The following is a 23397-nucleotide window of genomic DNA, read 5'->3' as shown; positions in this document are numbered from 1 at the left end:
CCTGACGACATCTTGGCTTCTGTCGCGCTCGCCACTAGACAGGCCGCATGAAACAATCTGTGAAGCTGGTCGCCGGCAACTGGAAAATGAACGGTCTGGGCGCGAGCCTGACCGAGGCTGAAACCCTCGCAAAGGCGCTGAAGGAACAGGCTGCGGCCTGCCGCGTGGCCCTGTGCCCGCCCGCCACCCTGATCGACCGGATGACGCAGGCCCTGAAGGGCGGCGTCGTTGAAATCGGCGGGCAGGATTGCCACGCCGAGGCGTCGGGCGCCTACACCGGCTCGGTTTCGGCCGAGATGGTTCGCGATGCGGGCGCCGGTCTGGTGATTCTCGGCCACTCGGAACGCCGCGCCGGATTCGGCGAGACGGACGCCGATGTCGCCGCCAAGGTCGAGGCTGCTCTGGCCGCCGGTCTGGAGCCGATCATCTGTATCGGCGAAACGCTGCAGGAACGTGAAGCCGGTCAGGCGGTCGAGGTGGTCAGCCGTCAGGTCGCCGGTTCTCTGCCGTCCTCGCTGTCGGGCAAGGCTTTCGCCGTGGCTTATGAGCCGGTCTGGGCCATCGGCACCGGCCTGACGCCGACGCTGGAGCAGATCGAGGAAGTCCACGCCGCCGTGCGCGCCGCCATGGTCGCCCGGCTGGGCGAGGGCGGCCGCGCCGCGCCGATCCTGTACGGCGGCTCGGTCAAGCCGTCGAACGCGGCCGAGATTCTGGCTGTGGCCGAGGTCGGCGGCGCCCTGGTCGGCGGCGCCTCGCTGAAGGCCGAAGACTTCCTGGGCATCATCCGCGCGGCCTGACCGCGCGGACCATTTGCCCGAAACCTCCAACGGTGTTAGAGGCCGCCGCTTGATCGGCGCGTTTCTGCGCCCACATGAATGACGCCATGCTCCAGACCATTCTGCTCGTCGCGATGATCATCATCTCGGTCTCTCTGTCGGCCGTGATCCTGCTGCAACGTTCCGAGGGCGGCGCCCTGGGCATGGGCGGCGGGCCGTCGGGCTTCATGACGGCGCGTGGCGCGGGCAACCTTCTGACCCGCGTGACGTCGTTCCTGGCCGTGGCTTTCTTCGTCTGCGCCATCGGCCTGACGATCGCGGGCAACTATGCACGCGGTTCGCGTTCGGTGATCGACGCCGACGCCGTCGGCTCCATCGCCGTGGACCAGCCGCAACAGACGGCGCCTGCGCCGGAAGCGGCCCTGGCTGCGCCCGCCGCGCCGACCGCGCCGTCGCTGGATGACCTTGAGGCCAGCCTTCCGGCCGGCCAACGCGCGCCCGCCAACTAAAGGCGACGTCGCCACCGAGTTTGGGGAAGCGCGCCGCAAGGCGCGCTTTCTTCTTTTGATCAACAGTTCGATTTTTCCTGGGCCCCTGCGCGCAGGACGAATCATGGAGTAAGGTGTCCGCCCATGGCTCGTTATGTGTTCATCACCGGCGGCGTGGTTTCCTCTCTTGGAAAAGGCCTTGCCTCCGCCGCTCTCGGCGCTCTTCTGCAGGCGCGGGGCTATAAGGTCCGCCTGCGCAAGCTGGACCCCTATCTTAACGTCGATCCGGGCACGATGAGTCCCTATCAGCACGGCGAGGTCTTCGTGACCGACGACGGTGCCGAGACGGACCTCGACCTGGGCCACTATGAGCGCTTCACCGGCGTCTCGGCGGCCAAGTCGGACAACATCACGACCGGTCGCATCTATCAGACCATCATCGAGAAAGAGCGTCGCGGCGACTATCTGGGCGCGACCGTTCAGGTGATTCCGCACGTCACCGACCAGATCAAGCAGTTCTGCCTGAACCCCGCCAAGACCGACGCGGGCGAGGATGTGGACTTCGTTCTGGTCGAGATCGGCGGCACGGTCGGCGACATCGAGGGCCTGCCCTTCTTCGAGGCGATCCGCCAGCTGGAGCAGGACCTGCCGCGCGGCCAGTCGTGCTTCGTCCACCTGACCCTGCTGCCCTTCATCAAGACTGCGGGCGAGATGAAGACCAAGCCGACGCAGCACTCGGTCAAGGAACTGCGCTCCATCGGCATCCAGCCGGACATCCTGCTGTGCCGCTGTGAAGAGCCGATCCCGGCCGACGAAAAGCGCAAGATCGCCCAGTTCTGCAACGTCCGTCCCGACAGCGTCATTCAGGCGATGGACTCGGCCGACATCTACGCCGTGCCGCTGGACTATCACCGCGAGGGTCTGGACACGCAGGTTCTGGCCCACTTCGGCCTGACCGAGGCGCCTGAGCCGGAACTGAAGGGCTGGAACGAGATCGTCCGCCGCCGCCTGCACCCGGACGGCGAGGTCAACATCGCCGTGGTCGGCAAATACACCGTCCTGAAGGACGCCTATAAGTCGTTGATCGAGGCGCTTCAGCACGGCGGCGTGGCCAACAACGTCAAGGTCAACATCGACTGGGTCGAGGCCGACACCTTCGAGGGCGACCCGCAGGCCTGCGCCGAACGTCTGGAAGGCGCCCACGCCATTCTGGTGCCCGGCGGCTTTGGCGAGCGTGGGGCCGAGGGCAAGATCGAGGCGGCGCGCTACGCCCGCGAGCGCAAAATTCCCTATTTCGGCATCTGCTTCGGCATGCAGATGGCGGTGATCGAGGCGGCGCGGAACCTGGCGGGCTTCCCCAAGGCGACCTCGACCGAGTTCGGCCCGGCGGATGAGCCTGTCGTGGGCCTGATGACCGAATGGGTTCAGGGCAATGAGCGCGTGAAGCGTGAACTGGGCGGCGATCTGGGCGGCACCATGCGTCTGGGCGCATATGACTCGACCCTGGCTGAAGGCTCCAAGATCGCCGAGATCTACGGCGCGACCGCGATCAATGAGCGCCACCGTCACCGCTATGAGGTGAACATCAACTACCGCGAGGCGGTTGAGGAAAAGGGCGGCCTGTTCTTCGCGGGCCTGTCGCCCGACGGCGTCCTGCCCGAAACGGTCGAGCGCCGCGACCACCCGTGGTTCATCGGCGTGCAGTACCACCCGGAATACCGCAGCCGCCCCTTTGCCCCGCACCCGCTGTTCGCCAGCTTCGTCGCGGCGGCCCTGGTGCAGAGCCGTCTGGTCTGATCACGGACGTTTGTTGGGGGCTTCGTCCGCCCCTGTGCCAAGCTGGAATTAACCTTTCGGGGCGGCACATAATGGCAGGCGAAATCCTCTACTTCCTGCACCGGCATTTCCGCACGGTGTTCCTGATCGGCGCCACGGTCAGCATCTTGTCGCTGGGCCTGATCGCTCGCGGCGTGCTGGGGATGCTGTTCAGCGCCTGAGACGGCGGTCTTTATGACGCGCCGCCGTCTGTGTTGTGCTGACGACAAGAGGGGCGGCATGCCCTATCCCTGATCTTCGTCGCCCCCTGAGCTCTGTCGCCGGGGCGGAGGACAGGGAGTTCAGCCTTGATCGATGCTCAGCCGGTTGTCGTTGACGAAGTGGTGGTGACGGCGGCGCGCCTGCCGCCTGCTGCGGGCGAGGCGGCCTTTTCCGTCATCCGGCTGGACGACGGGGTGCTGGCGCACGCCGCGCGGCTGGACGAAGCGCTGTCCAGCGTTCCGGCTGTGTCCCTGTTCCGGCGCACCTCCAGTCTGGCGGCCAATCCGACGACGCAGGGCATCAGCCTGCGCGCCATTGCGCCGTCGGGCGCGGGGCGGACGCTGGTGACGCTGGACGGGGTGCCGATGAACGACCCCTTCGGCGGCTGGGTCATCTGGTCGCAACTGCCGACCGAAAGCCTTGAGAACCTCGACATCGTGCGCGGCGCCGGGGCCGGTCCCTATGGCGCGGGCGCCCTGACGGGCGTGATCCAGTTGCGCGAGCGGGAGCGCGGCGGCGCGTTGTCGGCCTCGGTCGCGGAACGGGGCGGGGCGCGTCTGGCCGGGTCGGGCGGCTTTGACATCGGTCAGGCGCGGCTGACGGCGTCCACCCTTTATGAGACCAGCGACGGCTATGCGCCGGTGCGCGGCGCGGCGGCCGGGATGGCGGATACGCCGTTGGATCTGGAGGCGCGGGCGGCGGCTCTGCGGCTGGACGCCCCGCTGGGCGAGGCCAGTCTGTCGCTGCGAGGGTCCATCTATGACGAAGAGCGCGGCTCGGGTCTGGCGGGGGCGCGGTCCAGCGCCAGCGGCCACCTGTTGTCCGCGACAGCGGCGCGCAGGTCCGATGAAGGCCGCTATGGCTGGCGGCTTCAGGCGTGGCGGCGTGAAAGCGATTTCTCCAACACATCGGTCGCGGTCGCCGCCGACCGCAACACGACCACGCCCGCCAATGACCAGTATGAGACGCCCGCGACCGGCTGGGGCGTTAACGCCGCCCTGCGTCGTTCGGCGCGCGACATCGGCGGCGGACGGCTGGAATGGGAGCTGGGCGCCGACGCCCGCTTCAACGAAGGCGAGACGCGAGAGCGCTTCCGCTACATGGGCGGAGAGTTCACCCGCGACCGCGTGGCGGGAGGCGAGACGTCCGTGGCGGGTCTCTATGGCGAGGGGTCATGGAGCGACGACCTGTGGCTGATCGCGGGCGGGCTGCGGCTGGACGGCTGGCGCAATGAGAACGGCAAGCGCCGCGAATGGGATCGGGCGACGGGCCTGCTCACGCTGGATGAAACCGATCCCGACCGATCCGGCGAGGTGGTCAGCGCCCGGCTGGCGGCGCGGCGTTTCATCGGCGGCGGCTGGGCGGCGCGCGCGGCGGCCTATTCCGGCTTCCGTCCGGCGACGCTGAATGAACTGCACCGCCCGTTCCGCGTCGGCAACGACCTGACCGAGGCCAATGCCGCCCTTGTTCCCGAGACGCTGCAGGGAATCGAGGCGGGGCTGGCGTTCGAGGGGCCGATCTCGGCCTTCGGCTTCAACCTGTTCTGGAACCGGATCGAGGACGCCATCGTCAACGTCACGATCGCAGAGGGGCCAGGGACCTTCCCGCGCGCAGGCTTTGTTCCGGCGGGCGGCGTGCTGCGCCAGCGCCAGAACGCCGGGACCATCGAGGCCAAGGGGATCGAACTGACGGCGCGTCAGGCGTTGCGCGAAGGCCTGAATCTGAACGGCGCCCTGTCCATCACCGACGCCCGCATGGATGGCGGATCGGCAGCGCCGCAACTGACCGGCCTGCGCCCGGCCCAGGCGCCGATCTGGAGCGTGACCGGCGGGGTGGAGTGGCAGGCGTCAGACCGCCTCGGCCTGTCGGTGCTGGCCCGCTATGAGAGCAAGCGGTTCGAGGATGACCTGAACAGCCGCGTGCTGGACGCCGCCGTCACCGTGGATGCCCGAGCGGAATGGCGCGCTGGCCCGCGCACCCTGCTGTGGCTGGCGGCCGACAATCTGTTCGACGCCGATGTAGAGGTGTCGGAAACGGCGGGCGGCGTGGCGGGATATGCGCCGCCGCGCACCGTGTCGCTGGGCCTGCGCCTGTCCTACTGAGGGGCTGGCTCAGGCGGCGGCGGAGGCGGCCGCCTCGGCGTTGGAGACGCGGTTCCGGCCCGTGCGTTTCGACGCATAGAGGGCTTCATCGGCCCGGCCGAGGAACTGCTGGGCCGTCTCCTTGGCGTGGCGCAGGGCGAAGCCGACGGAAATGGTCACGGCGCCCAGATCATCATTGGTCGAACGGCGACGCAGGTTGCGTGAGGCGATCTCTTCACGGGCGGCGTTCAGGGCGGCCTCGATGGCGCCCGCCGTTTCGCGCGGGAAGATGACGGCGAACTCTTCGCCGCCATAGCGGGCGGCGACGCGCGGTGCGCGCGCGACGCGGCCCAGGACGCTGGCGACATAGCGCAGCACCTGATCGCCGGTTTGGTGCCCCCATGTGTCGTTGAAGCGTTTGAAATGGTCGATGTCGATCAGCGCCAGACCGATCGAGGCGCCCTCGGCCTCGGCCTCATTGCACATGCGCTGGAGCTGTTCATCGAAGGCCTTGCGGTTGGCCAGATTGGTCAGGGCGTCGGTCATGGCGTCGCGACGGACCTGCTCCAGATGGTCGCGCAGCTTGATGACTTCGCGGTTGGAGGATTCCAGCCGCCGCTCCAGCGCCGAGGTGTGCCGCCGGATCCGCCGCGTGGCGTCGCTGAGCGAGGTGACGATGACGCCCAGACTGTCAGTGTCGGGCGCCGAGGCCATGTTGTCGACCGCCTGGGCCAGGGTGTCGCCATAGTCGGCCTGGCTCTCGCGGGCCTTGTCGATGGCGGCGGCGACGGCGGCCAGTTCGCGGTTCAGCACGGCGCCTGCGTCACGAATCTCTTCGGACAGGCGGCTGCGCGGCAAAAATTCGGCCGCCAGCATTTCGGCTGTAGCGTCGGTGAAGGGCGCGTCGCTCGCCAGCAGCCGCGCTATTTCCTGACCCAGGGCGCTGTCAGGCGCGCTGAGATAGTGCAGCCACAGCTCGAAATTCAGCGGCGTCGGCCAGACCGACGCCTGCTGCATGGAGTCCACCGCACGGTGAGCCAGCGCATAGGCCTCAGGGCTGCGGACGGTGGTTTCCACCTGACTGGACATGACTTTGGACGCCCCCGGGAAGTTCTGACCAGAAATCTAGCCTGCGCTTCCTAAACCGGGGTTTAATCAAAGTCGTCCGTTCAGTCTGCGAAAACGACCGGACGACGCAGGAAGGCGGGCACGTCGTCGCCGAAGGCGCTGCCGCGGACCGGCGCCGGAGCAGCAGAGGCGGCCGCAGCCGGAGTCTCAGGCTTCTTGCGGTTGCGCGAACGACGCGGGGCGTCCTCCGTCCGGGGCGCGACGGTTTCGACGGGGGCAGGGGCCTCGGCTTCGACGGCTTCGACCGGAGCTGCGTCGACCGTCTTGCGCGAGCGGCTGCGTTCGCTGCGCTCGCCGCTGCGGCCGCGACCGCGACCCGAGCGGCTGTCGTCGCGCGGGCGCTCCTTGATCGAGGCGAAGTCGATGTCGTCCAGCGGCAGTTCGACCGGCTCTTTCTTGATCAGCTTCAGCACCTTGTCCAACGACTTGTCGTCGGCGGGCGTCACGATCATGAAGGCCTCGCCCAGACGACCGGCGCGACCGGTGCGGCCGATGCGGTGGACATAGTCGTCGGCGTGGTGCGGAACGTCGTAGTTGAAGACGTGGCTGACCGCCGGGATATCCAGGCCGCGCGCGGCGACATCGGACGCGACCAGCAGCTTCAGCTCGCCGCTGCGGAAGTCGGACAGGGTCTTCATCCGCAGGGACTGGTCCAGGTCGCCGTGGATCGGCGCGGCGTTGAAGCCGTGGACCTGCAGCGACTTGGCGACGATGTCGACTTCCGACTTGCGGTTGCAGAAGACGATGCCGTTCTGGACCTCGCCGCGCTCGACCAGGGCGCGCAGGGCGGTGCGCTTGGCCTTGGGGTCCGAGGTCGGCAGGCGGGTGATGTGCTGGGTGATGGTGTCGGCGGTCGTAGCCGGGCGCGCCACCTCGATCCGGGTCGGATCCTTGAGGAACTGCTGCGTCAGGCGCGTGATCTCCGGCGGCATGGTGGCCGAGAAGAACAGGGTCTGGCGACGCGGCGGCGTCAGCTTGAAGATGCGCTCGATGTCCGGGATGAAGCCCATGTCCAGCATCCGGTCGGCCTCGTCGACCACCATCAGCTCGACGCCGGTCAGCAGCATCTTGCCGCGATCGAACAGGTCCAGCAGGCGGCCCGGCGTGGCGATCAGAACGTCCACGCCCTTGTTCAGGGCGGCGACCTGGTCGCCCATCGACACGCCGCCGATCAGCAGCACCCAGTTCAGACGGGTGCCTTTGGCGTATTTGGCGAAGCTTTCGGCGACCTGGTCGGCCAGTTCGCGGGTGGGGGCCAGCACCACGGCGCGCGGCATCCGGGCGCGGGCGCGGCCCGAGGCCAGACGGTCGACCATGGGCAGGGTGAAGGCGGCCGTCTTGCCGGTGCCGGTCTGGGCGATGCCGAGGACATCGCGTCCGGCGAGGGCCACCGGAATGGCCTGTTCCTGAATGGGGGTGGCGGTCGTGTAGCCGGTATCGGCGACCGCTTGCAGGGTCGTGGGCGAAAGGCCCAGCTTGGAAAACTCAGTCATGCAGTCCTGAAGGGACGGAGGATAACGTTCGCAAACGCCTTCAGCTGACGGAACCGCCCCTCTTGGGCGAGCGGGCGGCGCGCATCGCCAGTCCTGTTCCGAGCCTGCGGCCGTATAAAGAAAGCCCTACGCCTCAGTCAAGTATTTCTGTTCGCCACGGCCCCGCTTGGCAATGGCGTCGGGCGCTGTATGGTCCGCTCGGGGACTGGGAGAAGGATGTCGAATGCGCGCTGCCGTATTGATCGCGCTGATGTTTGCCGCGCCGCTGGGCGCACAGGCGTCGGATCGCGGACGGGGTGTCGACGCCATGCAGGCGGCCTTTGGAAATACAGTCGTTTCCCACTATCCCGACGGCGACTGGGTCAAGCACTGGTTCGACCGCGACGGCGCCTATCGCGCGCTGTTTTCCGATGGACGCCGCCTGACCGCCCGCTGGGCGCGCGAGGGCGACAGGGTTTGTCTGAACGAGATTCGCCCGCGCATGATCATCTCGCGCTTCTGCACCCCCTATATTGAGGCGTCCGTAGGCGAGAGCTGGCCCGGACGCGACCCTCTGGGCCGCCGTGTCCGCAATGAGCTGGTGGCGGGGCGGTAGATTAAGCGCCCGCTCATCCCGGCGGACCCCGGGATGAGCGGTATTTGGGGATCAGAAAAACGCCCCCGTTCGTGAGAACGAGGGCGCTTTGTTTTATTCAGCGTCTGCAGCCTTGGCCTTCTTGGCAGGAGCCTTTTTCGCGGCCGGTTTCTTGGCGGCGGGCTCCTTCTTCGCCGCAGGCTTCTTCGCAGCGGCCTTCTTGGCGGGCGCCTTCTTCTTGGGCGCGGCGCCGGCCTTGGCGGCCAGCAGAGGCAGGGCGGCCTCCATCGTCATGTCTTCGGGCGCCGTGCCCTTGGGCAAGGTGGCGTTGATCTTGCCCGACTTGACGTAGGGGCCGTAGCGACCGGCCATGACCTGAACGGCCTCGCCCGTTTCCGGGTGGGCGCCCAGCTCTTTCAGCGAAGCAGCGGCCGAGGCGCGGCCTGCACGACCTGCGCGCTTTTCAGCCAGCAGGGCCACAGCGCGGTTCAGGCCGACGTCGAACACTTCCTCGATATCCGCGACGTTGGCGTAGGTGCCCGCGTGCGCCACGAACGGGCCATAGCGGCCCAGGCTGGCGGTGATCATCTTTCCGTCTTCGGGGTGCGGACCCACGTCGCGCGGCAGGCTGAGCAGGCGCAGCGCCTTCTCCAGATCAATCGAAGCCGGGGACCAGCCCTTGGGCAGGGACGAGCGCTTGGGCTTGTCCGCGTCCGGCGGCGTGGTTTCGACATAGGGGCCGAAGCGCCCGATCTTCAGATGCACGGGCTGGCCGGTCGCCGGATCGACGCCCAGTTCGCGATCGCCGCTCTCCGCGCCGCCGTCGGCCGCATCGGGCGAGGCCACCGGGCGGGTGTATTTGCATTCAGGATAGCGCGAACAGCCGATGAAGGCGCCGAAACGGCTGGTCTTCAGGCTGAGTTGCCCTTCGTGGCAGACCGGGCATTCGCGCGGGTTGGAGCCGTCGCCCTTGTCCGGGAAGATGTGGGCGCCCAGCGCCTCGTTCAGGTGATCGAGGATGGCCGTGGTGCGCAGCTCGCCCGCAGCCTGGGTCGCGGCATGGAAGTCGTCCCAGAACTGACGCAGCAGCGCCTTCCAGTCCAGATCCCCCGCCGACACCTCATCCAGCTGGGTCTCCAGCGCGGCGGTGAAGTCGTATTCGACCCATTTGGCGAAGAACTGCTCCAGGAAGGCCGTGACCAGCCGTCCCTTGTCCTCTGGATAGAAGCGGTTCTTGTCCATGCGGACGTATTCGCGGTCGCGCAGGGTCGTCAGGATGGAGGCGTAGGTCGACGGGCGGCCGATGCCCAGTTCTTCCAGCTTCTTGACCAGGGTGGCTTCCGAGAAGCGCGGCGGCGGTTCGGTGAAGTGCTGGTCGGTGCGGATCGCCTCGACCTTGGCCTTGGCGCCTTCCTTCAGCGCGGGCAGGCGGCCGCCTTCGTCTTCCTCGTCCTCGGCGCCTTTCTGTTTTTCGTCGCGGCCTTCTTCATAGGCGGCGATGAAACCGTCGAAGACCACGACCTGACCTGTGGCGCGAAGGCCCGTCTGGCCGTCGGGCGTCTCGATCTCGACCGTAGTGCGGTCCAGACGTGCCGATTCCATCTGCGAGGCGATCATCCGCTTCCAGATCAGCTCATACAGACGCTGCAGATCGTTCTCGAGGCGCAGGGTGTCGGGGCTGCGCAGGATGTTGGTCGGACGAATGGCTTCGTGCGCTTCCTGGGCGTTCTTGGCCTTGGTCTTGTAGTAGCGCGGCTCGGCCGGGACATAGGCGGGGCCGAAGCGCTGGCCGATGGCCTCGCGCGCCTGGGCGATGCCCTCGGGCGTCACATAGACGCCGTCGGTCCGCATGTAGGTGATCAGGCCGCCGGTGTCGTCGACGCCCTCATACAGCTTCTGCGCCGCCTGCATGGTGCGCTGGGCGGTGAAGCCCAGCTTGCGCGCGGCTTCCTGCTGCAGGGTCGAGGTGGTGAAGGGCGGGGCGGGGGACCGCTTGGCCGGCTTCTTCTCGACCGACTTGATGGTGAAGTCGCCGCTGTGGACGGCCTCGCGCGCGGCCATGGCCATCGCTTCGGACACGATGTCCAGACGCTGGACGCGTTTGCCTTCATGCTTGACCAGACGGGCGGTGAAGGGCGGGCTGTCGGCGATCAGATCGGCCTCGACCGACCAGTATTCCTGGGCCTTGAACTTCTCGATCTCCATCTCGCGATCGACGACGATGCGCAGGGCGACCGACTGCACCCGCCCAGCCGAGCGGGCGCCCGGCAGCTTGCGCCACAGCACCGGCGACAGGTTGAAGCCCACCAGATAGTCCAGCGCCCGGCGCGCCAGATAGGCGTCCACCAGCTCCATATCCAGCTGGCGCGGGTTGGCCATGGCCTCCAGCACGGCGGACTTGGTGATGGCGTTGAAGGTGACGCGCTGGACGTCCGTGTCCTTCAGCGCCTTCTTCTTGTTCAGGATCTCCAGAACGTGCCAGCTGATCGCCTCGCCCTCGCGGTCGGGGTCGGTCGCGAGAATGACGCGGTCGGCGGCCTTGGCGGCCTCGGCTATCTCGGACAGGCGCTTGGAGGCCTTGGCGTCGACCTCCCAGTGCATGGCGAAGTCATCGTCGGGCAGCACCGAGCCGTCCTTGGACGGCAGGTCGCGGACGTGGCCGTAGGAAGCCAGAACCTTATAGTCCGAGCCCAGGTATTTATTGATGGTCTTGGCCTTGGCGGGGCTCTCGACGATAACGAGATTCATGGCGCTCAATCGGGGAAAACGGGGCGCGAACGTGGTTGCGGCGAGCGCGGAAGTCAATCGGCGCAATTTATAATGGCAACCTTTCCGAGTAACGCTAGTTTACAAACCACCTCTGGTTATGTTCCTCTCAGGCGTTCCCGGGAGGGTTGACGATGAACAAGACCACGCAACAAAGCAGAAAGCCGACGAGCCCCGATCTGACGGACTATCCGGTCCGCGAGTATGTGGCCGCCATGGCGGCTGAACTGGCCGGAATGGCGCGCTGGGACGGGGATGAGAGACTGGCCGGACTGCTGGAAAACGCGGCGGACATGGCGCGTCGCACCGCCCCCGCCTAGACTGACGCCAGTCCGCCGGGCAGCAGGGTCGCCCGTCCTGCCAGATGAAGCTCCAGCAGGGCGGCGGCCGTTTCCGCGATCGACAGACGGGCGGCGCGCGCCAGTTCGTCACGGGCGATGGGCGTCGGCGACAGCAGGGATTCGATACGATCCAGCACGGCATCGTCGATCTGATCGGGCGATCCGGCGTTGAACGGCGAATCAGCAGGCGGCTCGCACAGGGTGCGCAGGGCGGCGTAGGTGCGCTCTATGTCCTCGATCCCTTCGCACAGGATGGCGCCCTGACGCAGCAATTCGTTCGGCCCCTTGGAGCGCGGGTCCAGCGGCGAGCCCGGCACGGCGAAGACGTCGCGCCCCTGTTCTCCGGCCAGCCGGGCGGTGATCAGGGAGCCTGATCGGATTTCGGCCTCGACCACCACCACGCCGCGCGACAGGCCCGAGATGATGCGGTTGCGCCGCGGGAAGTCGCGCGCCTGCGCCCGGGCGCTGATGGGGCTTTCGGAGACGATGCAGCCGCGCTGGGCGATCTGGCGATACAGGTCGGCGTTGTCGGACGGATAGATGTCATCCACGCCGCCGCCCAGAACCGCGACCGTGCCGGTTTCGAGGGCGCCCAGATGGGCCGCCGCGTCGATGCCGCGCGCCAGCCCCGAGACGACGACATGACCGCCTTCGCCCAGCTGCTGGGCCAGTCCGCGCGCGATCCTCTGGCCGCCAGCCGAGGCGATGCGCGCGCCGACGATGGCCATGCAGGGCTGCTGCATCAGCGCCGGATCGCCCAGCGTCCACAGCAGGGGCGGTGGCGGATCGACGGCGGCCAGGGCTTCGGGATAGGCGGCCTCGCCCCACAGGATCAGCCGCGCGCCGATACGGGCGCCGGCCTCCAGTTCGGCCTCGACGGCTTCGGGCGCCGGGATGGAATAGCCGCTGCGTCCCCGGCTGCGGATCAGGTCGGGCAGGGCGTCCAGCGCGCGCTCGGCCGAACCGAATCGCTGCAACAGCTGGGAAAAGGCCACAGGGCCGACGCGGTCGGTCCGGGCGAGCCGGAGGCGGGCGAAACGCTCGGCCTCCGACAGGGTCGTCACGCCTTCTTCGCCCCGATCTTGGGCTCGGCGCCTTTCAGCAGGCGGCCGATGTTCTCATGGTGGCGGATGAAGATCAGGACGGCGGTGAAGACCGCCATGATGAAAATAGGCTGCGGCGCGGGCAGGCCCAGCGCGGGCAGGGGCAGCAGGGCGTAGAGCGGCGTCAGCGCCGCCGCGACCAGAGCCGCCAGCGAGGAATAGCGCAGGGCGAAGGCCATGATCAGCCATGTCGCCGCCGCCAGCAGGCCCAGAGGCCAGCACGCCGCCAGGATCAGGCCGAAGAAGGTCGCCACACCCTTGCCGCCCTTGAACCCCAGCCAGACGGGGAAGAGGTGGCCGAGGAAGGCAGCGCCGCCGGCGATGGCGGCTGCCGCGTCGGTTCCCAGCAGATGCCGCGCGATCAACAGGGCGACCGCGCCCTTGCCCGCGTCCAGGATCAGGGTGGCGATGGCCAGATCCTTGCGCCCGGTGCGCAGGACATTGGTCGCGCCGATATTGCCAGAGCCGATGTTGCGCACGTCGCCCGCGCCCGCCGCGCGGGTCAGGACCACGCCGAACGGAATGGAGCCCAGCAGATATCCGCCGACAGCCACAAGCCCGAGCGTAAGGAGCGCCGGCCCCGTCAGATCGTGCAAGTGATTCGCTCCCCTTAACGTGCGTCGTGGACGATGCGGCCCGAAACGACGGTGAGCAAGACCTTGCCTTGCAGGCGACGTCCGTCAAATGGCGAATTCTTCGACTTGGAGCGCAGCGACGCGGCGTCGATCACCACAGGCGCCCCGGCGTCGAACAGCACCAGATCAGCGGGCGCGCCTTGCGACAGCTCACCGGCCTCCAGCCCCAGCAGGGCGGCCGGGCCCTGCGTCAGCGGACGTAGCACGTCCAGCAGGTCGACGCCGTATTCGTGATGCAGCGTCAGGGCGGCGGGCAGCAGGGTCTCCAGACCCACGGCGCCCGGCTCGGCCTCGGCGAAGGGACGGCGCTTGTTCTCGGCCGGTTCGGGACAGTGGGCCGAGGTGATGACGTCGATCAGGCCGTCGCGCACCGCTTCGATCAGGGCCTGCCGGTCGCTCTCGGCGCGCAGGGGCGGGTCCAGCCGGTAGAAGGTGCGGTAATCGCCGATGTCGATTTCGTTGAAGCACAGGTGGTTGATCGAGGCCGAGGCCGCGACCTCCAGCCCACGCGCACGGGCGCGGGCCAGCGTCTCCAGCGCGCCTTCGGTCGAGATCTGGTCGATCAGGAAGCGCGCGCCGGTCTGTTCGACCAGAGCCAGATCGCGCTCCAGCTGGATGCGCTCGGCGATGACGGGCGCGCCCGACAGGCCCAGCCGCGTCGCCAGTTCGCCCGAGGTCGCGACCGCGCCCTCCGACAGCCACGGCTCGGTCGGGCGGCAGGCGATCAGGGCGTTGAACGAGGCGGCGTAGGACATCACCCGTTGCAGGGTGCGGGTGTTGCTGATCACCCGGTCGCCGTCGGTGAAATACAGGGCGCCCGCTTCATGCATCAGGCCGATCTCGGCCATGCGCTCGCCGTCGCGCGCCTGCGTGGCCGCGCCCGCCGCGCGGACGTGGACGAGATCCAGCGCGGCGCCGCGTCGCTGGATGTGGTCGATCATGGCCGGGTCGTCGATAGCCGGGTCGGTGTCGGGCTGGACGACGATGGTGGTGACGCCGCCCGTCGCCGCCGACAGGCTGGCCGACTTCAGCGTCTCCTTGGGCTCGTTGCCCGGCTCGCCGGTCTTGACCCGGATGTCGATCAGGCCGGGCGCCAGGCATCGGCCCTCGGCGTCGATGATCTGCACGCCCTCGGGGCGTTGGGTCGCCTGTCCGTGGATGACCTCGACGATGCGGCCGTTCTCGATCAGGACCGCGCCGGGGCCGTCATAGTCGCTGGCCGGGTCCAGCAGGCGGGCGTTGATGATAGCGATGGGCTGTTGAGCGGCGGTCATGCGGCGCCTCCCGCGCGGCGGTGGGCGAGGGCGGCCAGAACGGCCATGCGGGCGGCGACGCCCATCTCGACCTGATCCTGGATCAGGGAGACGCTCAGATCGTCGGCTACGTCGGAATCGATCTCCACGCCCCGGTTCATCGGGCCGGGGTGCATGACCCTGGCGCCCGGCGCGGCCCAGGCCAGCTTTTCGCGGTCCAGACCCCAGAAGCGGAAATACTCGCGCGTCGAGGGGATCAGGGCGCCCGCCATCCGCTCCAGCTGAAGGCGCAGCATCATCACCACGTCGCAACCAGCCAGACCCTCCTTCATGTCGTGGAAGACTTCACAGCCCCAGCGGTCGGCGTCGCCGGGCACCAGCGTCGGCGGCCCGATCAACCGCACCCGCGCGCCCATCATCTGCAGCAGGGCGACGTTCGAGCGCGCCACGCGGCTGTGGGCGATGTCGCCGCAGATGGCCACGGTCAGTCCGCCCACGTCGCCGAAAGCGCGGCGCAGGGACAGCAGGTCCAGAAGGGCCTGCGTCGGGTGCTCATGTCGCCCGTCGCCGGCGTTGACCACGGCGCAGCCGACCTTCTGCGACAACAGGTCCACCGCGCCGGAAGAGGCGTGACGCACGACCAGAATCTCCGGCTTCATGGCGTTCAGCGTCACCGCCGTGTCGATCAGCGTCTCGCCCTTCTTCACCGAGGAAGAGGCGACCGGCATGGTCACGACGTCGGCGCCCAGACGCTTGGCCGCGATCTCGAAGGAGGAACTGGTCCGCGTCGAGTTCTCGAAGAACAGGTTCACGACCGTCTGGCCGCGCATCAGGTCCACGCCCTTGGCTGATTGCCTGTTGAAGTCGACGAAGGCGTCGGCCAGGTCCAGCAAGGCCAAGGCGGCCGGCGGATGGAGATCTCCGGCGGCGAGGAAATGGTCGCGAGGAAACGGCGTCAGCCGTTCCTTGATGAGATCGGTGACAGGCGCTGCGTGGGTCATTGAGACGCCGCTATAGGCGGGACTCAGGCCAGATGGAATAGCAGCAGGGCCGCAGGGATGCCGATGACCGAGAATACTGTCGTCGCCGCGATGATCCCGGCCATCAAGGGCGCGTCTCCGCCCATCTGACGCGCCAGCACATAGGCCGAGGCGGCGCCGGGCGCCGCGCCGCACAGCAGGGCGATTCCCTGCGCCAGTTCATCGCCGCCATACAGGCGCGCCAGCTGCCACATGGCCAGCGGCGTCACGATCATCTTGACCACGACCACGGCGCCGACCGTGACGCGGGTGCGGGCCAGTTCGCGGAAGCTGAGGCCCGCGCCCGCCACGATCAGGCCCAGCGGCAGGGCGGCCGATCCCAGCAGCTGCAGCGTCTCGCTCACCCCCGGCGGCTGCGGCGCGCCCGAGAAGTTCAGCGCCAGCCCCAGCAGACAGGCCAGCAGGATGGGGTTGGACATCATCGCTCGGAACAGGGCTTTGGGCGAGGCGCCGTGCTGGCCCGCGCCCCATTTGGACAGGACGATGACGCTGAGGATGTTGCTGACCGGGATCATGGCGGCGATGACCACGGCGGCCAGGCCCACGCCCGCCGGCCCGAAGGTCGCCTGCGCCACCGGCAGGAAGACGAAGCTGTTCCAGCGGATCATGCCCTGAAAGACGCTGGTGTAGGCCGGGCCGCTGAGAGGCAGCAGCGGCTTGGACAGCAGGGTCAGGGCCGAGATGATGATCGAGACTGTGACAGCGGCGGCGCCTGCCGCGCCTGCAGCCGAGCCCGACAGGTCCGCATTCCAGATCGCCGGGATCAGGAAGCCCGGATAAAGGACATTGATGGCCAGCTTCTCGATCGGCCGCCAGGCGGCGTCGGGCAGATAGTCCGACTTCTTCAGCCCATAGCCGAGCGCCAGCAGCAGGAAGACCGGCAGGACGCCCGCGAGAATGGCCGTCATCTCAGCCGCGCAGCCGGTCCAGCGCGCCTTGCAGGATCCATGCGGCGGCGGTGCGGTCGACCACATCGGCGCGGCGCTTTCGGGTCAGGTCCAGTTCGTCGATCAGGAAGCGCTCGACGGCGGTGGTCGACAGCCGCTCGTCCTGAAAGGCGACGTTGACGGGGCGGAACCGCTCCAGATTGCGGGCGAAGGCGCGGCACGACTGGGCGCGGGGGCCCTCGGTGCCGTCCATGTTCAGCGGCAGGCCGATGACGAGGGCTGAGACCTTGCGGCCGTCCATGATCCTGAACAGCTGTTCGGCGTCCTTGCTGAACTTGGTCTTGCGGATCAGCTCCAGCGGACTGGCGATGATGCGTCCGGTGTCAGACACGCTGACGCCGATGGTGTTCTCGCCCAGATCCAGACCCAGCCACGGGGTGTTGGGCGGGCAGGCGGCGGACAGTTCGGAAAGGTCAAAGACAGGCACGAGGGCGCGTTAGGCCCTGCGGGGGCGCGTGTCAAAGCGCGCGGTCCTTTACCTCCGCTCATCCCGGCGGACGCCGAGACCCAGTAAGAGCCGCGCGCACGCCGGTCCGCGACTATGGCGCAATGCGGTCAAGGTTTCTGCCTTGAAGCCAAAGCACTCGGTCCCGGCGTCCGCCGGGATGAGCGGTGAGGGGGAGTGACTCACACGTCATCGTCCCCGACCGGTCCGCCTTCATTCTCCATGCGGCGGATCGAGCGGACTTCCTTGCGCGTGAACTTCAGCCGTACGCCCAGACCGCCGTCCTCTTCATTCAGGAACACGGCGCCGCCTTCTTCCAGCGCGGCCTGAAGGCGGCTGCGGGCCTCATCGCCGGGGTCGACGTTCTCGCGTTCGAAGTCGGCCAGGATGTCGACCGTCAGGCCGGACAGGCGGGCCACATGGTCGCGCGGCCATTGCACCAGGGCGCGGGCGGCGCGGGCTTGGGGGCCGGTGATCTTCATCGTCGGGTCTCCTTGGGGCGGGCCTTCATAGTCGCGGCAGGCGGAGCATCAGGATAGGGGACCTTTGGTCGCCATGGTCAAGCTGGATCAAGGGCGGCGCACAATCCTTGTCGAAGCGGCGTTGAAACGCTAATCCCGCCCCCTCAGACTCTCATGCTTTGGAGGGCCGCATGGCCATCGACGCCGCGACGGTGCGCAAGGTTGCGCATCTCGCCCGCATCAAGACCCCCGAGGACCGCCTGGAGCCGCTGGCCCAGGAGCTGAACGGCATCCTGCAGTGGATCGAACAGCTGGACGAGGTGGACGTGCAGGGCGTCGAGCCGATGACCTCCAACGTGTCTCAACCCTTGCGCCTGCGCGACGACGTGGTGACGGACGGCGACAAGGTCGCCGACGTCCTGTCCAACGCGCCCAAATCCGCCGACGGCTTCTTCGTCGTGCCCAAGGTCGTGGAGTAAATCATGACCGATCTGACCAAGCTGACGCTCGTCGACGCCGTCGACGGCCTGAAGGCCAAGACCTTCTCGTCGGAAGAGCTGACCCAGGCCTTCCTGACCAATATCGAGGCCTCCAACCCGACGCTGAACGCCTATATCGAGGTGACGGCGGACAAGGCGCTGGCACAGGCGCGCGCCTCTGACGCCAAGCTGGCCAAGGGCGAGGGCGGGGCGCTGGAAGGCGCGCCGCTGGGGATCAAGGATCTGTTCTGTACCGAAGGCGTGCAGACGACCGCCGCCTCCAACATGCTGCGCGGCTTCGTGCCGCCGTATGAATCCACCGTCACCGCCAATCTGTGGCGCGACGGCGCGGTCATGCTGGGCAAGCTGAACATGGACGAGTTCGCGATGGGCTCGGCCAATGAAACCTCGGCCTTCGGTCCGGTGAAGAACCCGTGGAAAGCCAAGGGTTCGGACGCCGAACTGACGCCGGGCGGCTCGTCGGGCGGCTCGGCCTCGGCCGTGGCTTCTGACCTGTGTCTGGCCGCGACGGCCTCGGACACCGGCGGCTCGATCCGCCAGCCCGCCGCCTTCACCGGCACGGTGGGCATCAAGCCGACCTACGGCCGCGCCAGCCGCTTCGGCATGGTGGCCTTCGCCTCGTCGCTGGATCAGGCCGGGCCGATCACCAAGACGGTGAAGGACGCCGCCCTGCTGCTGAAGTCGATGTGCTCGTTTGACGCCAAGGACTCGACCAGCCTCGACGTCCCGACCCCCGACTGGACCCAGTCGGTCGGCCAGTCGGTCAAGGGCCTGCGCATCGGCGTGCCCGCTGAATATCTGATCGACGGCATGTCCGAAGAGATCAAGGCGCTGTGGGAGCAGGGCGTCGAGTGGCTGAAGGCCGCCGGTTGCGAGATCGTCGAGATCAGCCTGCTGCACACCAAATACGCCCTGCCGACCTATTACATCGTGGCTCCGGCCGAGGCGTCGTCGAACCTGGCGCGCTATGACGGCATGCGCTTCGGCCATCGCGCTGAGGACTTCTCGTCGCTGGACGACCTCTACGCCGCCTCGCGCGCCGAGGGCTTCGGCAAGGAGGTCCAGCGCCGCCTGACCATCGGCGCCTATGTGCTGTCGGCGGGCTTCTACGACGCCTATTACGTCAAGGCGCTGAAGGTGCGTCGCCGCATCGCCGAGGACTTCGACAATGTCTGGGGCAAGGTGGACGCCATCCTGACGCCGTCGACCCCGACCGCGGCGTTCAAGCTGGGCGACAAGCAGATCGACCCCCTGACCATGTATCTGAACGACGTCTTCACGGTGACGACCAATCTGGCCGGTCTGCCGGGCATTTCGGTGCCTGCCGGACTGAACAGCGAGGGTCTGCCGCTCGGCCTGCAGGTCATCGGCAAGGCCCTGGATGAAGCGACCGTCTTCCAGGTCGCGGGCGCCCTCGAAGACGCGGCGGGCTTCGTCGCCAAGCCGGACCGTTGGTGGTGAGCATGACTGAGAACTCCAAACTGATCCAGGGCCGCACGGGCGCCTGGGAAATCGTCATGGGTCTGGAGATCCACGCCCAGGTCGCCTCGAACGCCAAGCTGTTCTCGGGCGCGGCGGTCGGCTTCGGCGCGGGTCCGAACGAGCAGGTGTCGCTGGTCGACGCGGGCTTCCCCGGCATGTTGCCGACCCTGAACAAATACTGCGTCGAGCAGGCGGTGAAGTCGGGTCTTGGCCTGCGCGCCCAGATCAATCTGAAGAGCCAGTTCGACCGCAAGAACTACTTCTATCCCGACCTGCCGACCGGCTATCAGATCAGCCAGCTGTATCACCCCATCGTGGGCGAGGGCGTGGTCGAGGTGGAGGCCGAGGACGGCAGCTTCTTCAACGTCGGCATCGAGCGCCTGCACCTGGAACAGGACGCGGGCAAGCTGATCCATGACCTGTCGCCGACCGAGTCCTACGTCGACCTGAACCGTGCGGGCACGGCGCTGATGGAGATCGTCTCGCGCCCCGACATCCGCACGCCGGAAGAGGCGGTCGCCTACGTCAAGAAGATCCGGACCATCCTGATCTACCTCGGCACCTGCGACGGCGACATGGAGAAGGGCAATCTGCGCGCCGACGTGAACGTGTCGGTCTGCCGCGCCGGGAACTATGACAGGTTCAAGGAAACGGGCGACTTCGGCTTCCTGGGCACGCGCTGCGAGATCAAGAACGTCAACAGCTTCCGCTTCATTTCTCAGGCGATCCAGTATGAGGCGCGCCGCCAGATTGAGATCCTCGAAGACGGCGGTTCGATCACCCAGGAAACCCGTCTGTTCGACGCGGTGAAGGGCGAGACCCGCTCCATGCGCTCCAAGGAAGAGGCGCAGGACTATCGCTACTTCCCGGATCCCGACCTGCTGCCGCTGGTGCTGGAACAGGCCTGGATCGACGAGATCAAGGCCGGCCTGCCGGAACTGCCGGACGACAAGCGTCGCCGCTTCATGAGCGAATACGGCCTGTCGCAATACGACGCCGGCGTGCTGATCTCGGAACAGGCCAAGGCCGACTATTTCGAGGCCGCCGCGAAAGGCCGCGACGCCAAGCTGGTGTCCAACTGGGTGACGAACGAACTGTCGGCGCGTCTGGCTGCGGACAGCAGGGACTTCAGCGACAACCCGCTGCCCGCCGCCCATGTGGCCCAACTGGTCGAACTGATCGAGACCAACGTCATCTCGTCCAAGATCGCCAAGGAAGTCTTCGATCACGTCTGGAACGGCGAAGGCTCGCCCGCCGAGGTGGTCGAGAAGCACGGCCTGAAGCAGGTCACGGACACCGGCGCCATCGAGAAGGCGGTGGACGAGATCATCGCCGCCAACCCCGACAAGGCCGCCGCCGTCGCCGAGAAGCCCCAGGCCATCGGCTGGTTCGTCGGTCAGGTCATGAAGGCCACCGGCGGCAAGGCCAATCCGGCTGCCGTCAACGACATCCTGAAGGCCAAGCTGGGGCTTTAAGAGCGCCCTTTCTCGCAGACTGCCGTCATCCTCGGGCTTGACCCGAGGATCGAGGTTTCAGCGAGCGGGAGGCAAACTGCTTGAACGTTGCGGCGCTGATGGCCCGATCCTCGGGTCAAGCCCGAGGATGACGGTGTGGCGTGGCGAGCATGCAGCCCACTAAAAAAGGCCCCGGAGATCGCTCTCCGGGGCCTCATTCGTCTGGCGCCGCCTACCAGCGCCAGGCGTCGCGGATGATTTCGATGATGTAGCCGTCGTAGTCGTCGATCAGATAGATCGCATTGTCGACATAGACCCACCGCGTTCCCGGCGGCGGATAGCCCAGCCCATAGGTGCGCCAGTCGTTCACCTGATAGCGCCAGAAGACATCCGGCAGATACTGGCCGATGGAATACTGTCGGTTCCAATAGGTGCGCGGCACGCTGTAATAGCCGTAGCCCGGCGCGAAATAGAAACCGATCCGTGTGCCGCTCCAGCCCCGGAAGCGCGAGTCATAACGCCACCAGTCGCTGCGGTTGCGACGGTCCCAGTCACGGCGCCACTGGTCGCGGTTCCAGCGGTTGTGGAACTCGCGATAGTCGCGATCCCGGTTCCACTGACCGGGACGATTGGGACGGTTGGGCCTGTGCGCGTCCGGGCGGCCGGGGCGGTTCCAGTCGGGCCGCTGCTCCGGACGGTTCGGGCGGTTCGGCCGGTTCCAGTCCGGGCGGTGGTTGTTGTCAGGGCGGTTCCAGTCCGGCCGTTGCCCGTCAGGCCGACCGGGGCGGTCGGGACGGTTGGGCCTGTCAGGGCGCGGCTGGTCAGGTCTTTGCGGCCGATCCGGACGCTGGGGACGCTGCGGCCGGTCGGGCCTCTGTGCGCCGGGGCGATCCGGTCGGTTCCAGTCGGGCCTCTGTTCAGGACGCTGGGGCCGGGGATTGTCCGGCCTTGGCGTGGGCCTTTGTTCGGGGCGCTGAGGGCGCTGCGCGTCGGGCCGCCGCTCAGGACGCGGTCCGGGGCGCGATTCAGGGCGCGGGCGGTCGGCGTCGCGATGACGGGGTTGGGGCTGGCTGCGTTCCATGCGGCGGGGCGCGTCCTGACGCGCCTGCGGCCGCTCCTGGGCCAGAACGGCCACGGGAGCCGCCGCCGGCACGAGGAAGCTGGCGGCCGCTGCGAACATGAGAAGCGAACGTTTCATGGTCGAAGTCCTCGCACGTCCGGACTGGACGGCTTGAAGAAAAAATGAGCCCATGCGCCATGAACTGGGCCTGAACGCCGATCACAGAGCATTGTCATGAAAAAAGCCCCGCAAGGACGGGGTCTTGCGGGGCGAAGCGAAACCTTGATCAGAACAACTCAATAGACGTCGTTCAACACGCTGGCGATCAACCCGGTGGCGGCGGCGATCAACAGGATGTCGCTGCCAGCGTGAACATAGCGATAGCCGCGCGGCGCCGGTCTCAGACCATAGAAATAAGGATCACGCACAGCGTAGGAGCGATAGGCTGCAGGCAGATAGCCGCCCGTGCGCCAGCGATAGCCGTAATAGCGCGGCTCTACGCGGTAATAGCCGTGACCCGGCGCATACCAGTAGCCGTTGCGGGCGCCGCGATAGTCGCGGAACTCGGGCCGTCCGCGCCACCAGTTGCGGTTGTCGCGGCTCCAGTTGTCAGGGCGGCGCTGGTCCTGGCGCCAGTCACGCCGGTCATAACGCGCGTCCCGGCGGTCGTCGCGGCGATCATAACGGCGGTCATAGCGGCCTCCGCGATCCTGCGCCTGTGCCAGAATGGGGGCGGCCGTCGTCGTCAGGGCGAGGGCGATCACGGCGGCCTTGGTCAGGCGGTTCATCTTGCGTCTCCATTACAAGAAGCGAAATCCCTGTCTGACGACGACCTTCATGCCGGGCGAATGAACCGCCGCTGAACCATTATTTCAGCCCGCGTGCGGGCGCCGATGGCGGTGCTGCCTGAAGGCGGGGCGGTGTTAACGCTAATTTTAAACCGACGATATTTGAATGCGTTTCCGATAGCGGGGTCAGAAGGACGCCGCGAAGGAGAATGGCTGATGAATCCGCTGGATCACGCGCCACAGGCGCACGACATGCTGCCGCTGCCGACGCCAGATATGGACGGCGACGCCCTGTTCCGTCTGGGGCTGGCCTATTCGGCGGGGCTGGGCGGATGCCCGATCGACCGGGTGTCGGCCCATATGATCTTCAATCTGGCGGCCATGAAGGGCTCGATCGAGGCGCGGGAATACCGTCGCGACATCAGTCAGGAAATGGAACACGCCGAGATCGCCGAGGCCCAACGCGCCGCCCGCCGCTGGATCGATGCGGGTTCTTCGACCCTGGCGGCCTGAGACACGGCGCATGACAGGCCTGCGGCGTCTGG

At 67.5% G+C, this 23397-nt stretch carries 23 protein-coding genes; 11 read left to right on the top strand and 12 right to left on the bottom strand.

The window, feature by feature from the left end; genetic code table 11:
* The first annotated feature begins 47 nt into the window (after positions 1-47).
* The 5 genes from tpiA to ABE454_RS05850 all read left to right on the top strand — a co-directional run bounded on the left by tpiA (position 48) and on the right by ABE454_RS05850 (position 5403).
* Entirely contained in the window at positions 48-797 is a 750-nt protein-coding gene (gene tpiA / locus ABE454_RS05870) for a triose-phosphate isomerase (protein ID WP_346529953.1), read from the top strand.
* Positions 798-883: 86 nt separating this feature from the next.
* Complete coding sequence (secG, locus tag ABE454_RS05865; protein ID WP_346529950.1) at positions 884-1285, top strand: preprotein translocase subunit SecG; 402 nt, start codon at positions 884-886, stop codon at positions 1283-1285.
* A gap of 123 nt (positions 1286-1408) precedes the next feature.
* Entirely contained in the window at positions 1409-3061 is a 1653-nt protein-coding gene (locus tag ABE454_RS05860; RefSeq protein ID WP_346529948.1) for a CTP synthase, read from the top strand.
* A 71-nt stretch (positions 3062-3132) separates the two neighbouring features.
* Positions 3133-3261 (top strand): hypothetical protein, encoded by a 129-nt coding sequence (locus tag ABE454_RS05855; RefSeq protein ID WP_346529946.1) that lies wholly within the window; start codon positions 3133-3135, stop codon positions 3259-3261.
* 129 nt (positions 3262-3390) lie between these two features.
* Positions 3391-5403: a TonB-dependent receptor gene (locus ABE454_RS05850; protein WP_430825777.1), complete on the top strand. Its 2013-nt coding sequence runs from the start codon at positions 3391-3393 to the stop codon at positions 5401-5403.
* 9 nt (positions 5404-5412) lie between these two features.
* On the opposite strand, the gene ABE454_RS05845 is transcribed toward ABE454_RS05850, so the two are convergent.
* Both ABE454_RS05845 and ABE454_RS05840 read right to left on the bottom strand, forming a co-directional pair.
* Positions 5413-6471, bottom strand: coding sequence for a GGDEF domain-containing protein (locus ABE454_RS05845; protein ID WP_346529942.1), 1059 nt, complete (start codon positions 6469-6471; stop codon positions 5413-5415).
* A gap of 80 nt (positions 6472-6551) precedes the next feature.
* Positions 6552-8003 (bottom strand): DEAD/DEAH box helicase, encoded by a 1452-nt coding sequence (locus ABE454_RS05840; protein ID WP_346529939.1) that lies wholly within the window; start codon positions 8001-8003, stop codon positions 6552-6554.
* Positions 8004-8226: 223 nt separating this feature from the next.
* Between ABE454_RS05840 and ABE454_RS05835 the strand changes: the two genes are divergently transcribed.
* The gene (locus ABE454_RS05835; RefSeq protein WP_346529937.1) at positions 8227-8598 is read left to right on the top strand and encodes a hypothetical protein; all 372 of its coding nucleotides are present in this window, start codon (positions 8227-8229) and stop codon (positions 8596-8598) included.
* Between the two features lie 93 nt (positions 8599-8691).
* Here ABE454_RS05835 and topA read toward each other — a convergent pair whose 3' ends face one another.
* Positions 8692-11325: a type I DNA topoisomerase gene (topA, locus tag ABE454_RS05830; RefSeq protein WP_346529933.1), complete on the bottom strand. Its 2634-nt coding sequence runs from the start codon at positions 11323-11325 to the stop codon at positions 8692-8694.
* Between the two features lie 152 nt (positions 11326-11477).
* Here topA and ABE454_RS05825 point away from each other — a divergent pair, with 152 nt between their 5' ends.
* Positions 11478-11663: a hypothetical protein gene (locus tag ABE454_RS05825; protein WP_346529931.1), complete on the top strand. Its 186-nt coding sequence runs from the start codon at positions 11478-11480 to the stop codon at positions 11661-11663.
* On the opposite strand, the gene dprA is transcribed toward ABE454_RS05825, so the two are convergent.
* From dprA to ABE454_RS05790, 7 genes are all read right to left on the bottom strand, one after another.
* On the bottom strand, positions 11660-12748 hold the full coding sequence (dprA, locus tag ABE454_RS05820) for a DNA-processing protein DprA (protein ID WP_346529929.1): 1089 nt from the start codon (positions 12746-12748) through the stop codon (positions 11660-11662). The genes ABE454_RS05825 and dprA overlap by 4 nt on opposite strands.
* The gene (plsY, locus tag ABE454_RS05815; protein WP_346529927.1) at positions 12745-13383 is read right to left on the bottom strand and encodes a glycerol-3-phosphate 1-O-acyltransferase PlsY; all 639 of its coding nucleotides are present in this window, start codon (positions 13381-13383) and stop codon (positions 12745-12747) included. The genes dprA and plsY overlap by 4 nt, the downstream gene beginning before the upstream one ends.
* Before the next feature lie 14 nt (positions 13384-13397).
* A complete protein-coding gene (pyrC, locus tag ABE454_RS05810; RefSeq protein WP_346529925.1) occupies positions 13398-14696 on the bottom strand; it encodes a dihydroorotase in 1299 nt (432 codons plus the stop codon).
* Positions 14693-15676: an aspartate carbamoyltransferase catalytic subunit gene (locus tag ABE454_RS05805; protein ID WP_346529923.1), complete on the bottom strand. Its 984-nt coding sequence runs from the start codon at positions 15674-15676 to the stop codon at positions 14693-14695. Before ABE454_RS05805 ends, pyrC begins: the two co-directional genes overlap by 4 nt.
* A 23-nt stretch (positions 15677-15699) precedes the next feature.
* Positions 15700-16623, bottom strand: a complete 924-nt coding sequence (locus tag ABE454_RS05800) for an AEC family transporter (RefSeq protein ID WP_346529921.1) — start codon at positions 16621-16623, stop codon at positions 15700-15702.
* 1 nt (position 16624) lies between these two features.
* Positions 16625-17089, bottom strand: coding sequence for a Holliday junction resolvase RuvX (ruvX, locus tag ABE454_RS05795; protein ID WP_346529918.1), 465 nt, complete (start codon positions 17087-17089; stop codon positions 16625-16627).
* A gap of 200 nt (positions 17090-17289) precedes the next feature.
* The gene (locus ABE454_RS05790) at positions 17290-17589 is read right to left on the bottom strand and encodes a DNA-binding protein (protein WP_346529916.1); all 300 of its coding nucleotides are present in this window, start codon (positions 17587-17589) and stop codon (positions 17290-17292) included.
* 170 nt (positions 17590-17759) lie between these two features.
* Here ABE454_RS05790 and gatC point away from each other — a divergent pair, with 170 nt between their 5' ends.
* From gatC to gatB, 3 genes are read left to right on the top strand one after another with little or no spacing between them, the layout of a single operon-like run.
* Entirely contained in the window at positions 17760-18047 is a 288-nt protein-coding gene (gatC, locus tag ABE454_RS05785) for an Asp-tRNA(Asn)/Glu-tRNA(Gln) amidotransferase subunit GatC (RefSeq protein ID WP_003167060.1), read from the top strand.
* A gap of 3 nt (positions 18048-18050) precedes the next feature.
* Entirely contained in the window at positions 18051-19529 is a 1479-nt protein-coding gene (gene gatA, locus ABE454_RS05780; protein ID WP_346529914.1) for an Asp-tRNA(Asn)/Glu-tRNA(Gln) amidotransferase subunit GatA, read from the top strand.
* 2 nt (positions 19530-19531) lie between these two features.
* Positions 19532-21025 carry an Asp-tRNA(Asn)/Glu-tRNA(Gln) amidotransferase subunit GatB gene (gatB, locus tag ABE454_RS05775; protein ID WP_346529912.1) on the top strand — a complete coding sequence of 498 codons (1494 nt, stop codon included), beginning with the start codon at positions 19532-19534 and terminating at the stop codon, positions 21023-21025.
* A gap of 211 nt (positions 21026-21236) precedes the next feature.
* Here gatB and ABE454_RS05770 read toward each other — a convergent pair whose 3' ends face one another.
* Together ABE454_RS05770 and ABE454_RS05765 are read right to left on the bottom strand one after the other, a co-directional pair.
* Complete coding sequence (locus ABE454_RS05770) at positions 21237-22202, bottom strand: RcnB family protein (RefSeq protein WP_346529910.1); 966 nt, start codon at positions 22200-22202, stop codon at positions 21237-21239.
* Positions 22203-22360: 158 nt separating this feature from the next.
* Positions 22361-22852 (bottom strand): RcnB family protein, encoded by a 492-nt coding sequence (locus ABE454_RS05765; protein ID WP_346529908.1) that lies wholly within the window; start codon positions 22850-22852, stop codon positions 22361-22363.
* 216 nt (positions 22853-23068) lie between these two features.
* Between ABE454_RS05765 and ABE454_RS05760 the strand changes: the two genes are divergently transcribed.
* Entirely contained in the window at positions 23069-23365 is a 297-nt protein-coding gene (locus ABE454_RS05760; RefSeq protein ID WP_346529907.1) for a sel1 repeat family protein, read from the top strand.
* The last annotated feature ends 32 nt before the right edge of the window (positions 23366-23397 follow it).

Source organism: Brevundimonas diminuta, from assembly GCF_039673845.1.
Lineage (GTDB): Bacteria > Pseudomonadota > Alphaproteobacteria > Caulobacterales > Caulobacteraceae > Brevundimonas > Brevundimonas diminuta_E.
The sequence above is the reverse complement of the archived record's forward strand: the minus strand, read 5'-3'. Positions and strand labels throughout refer to the sequence as shown.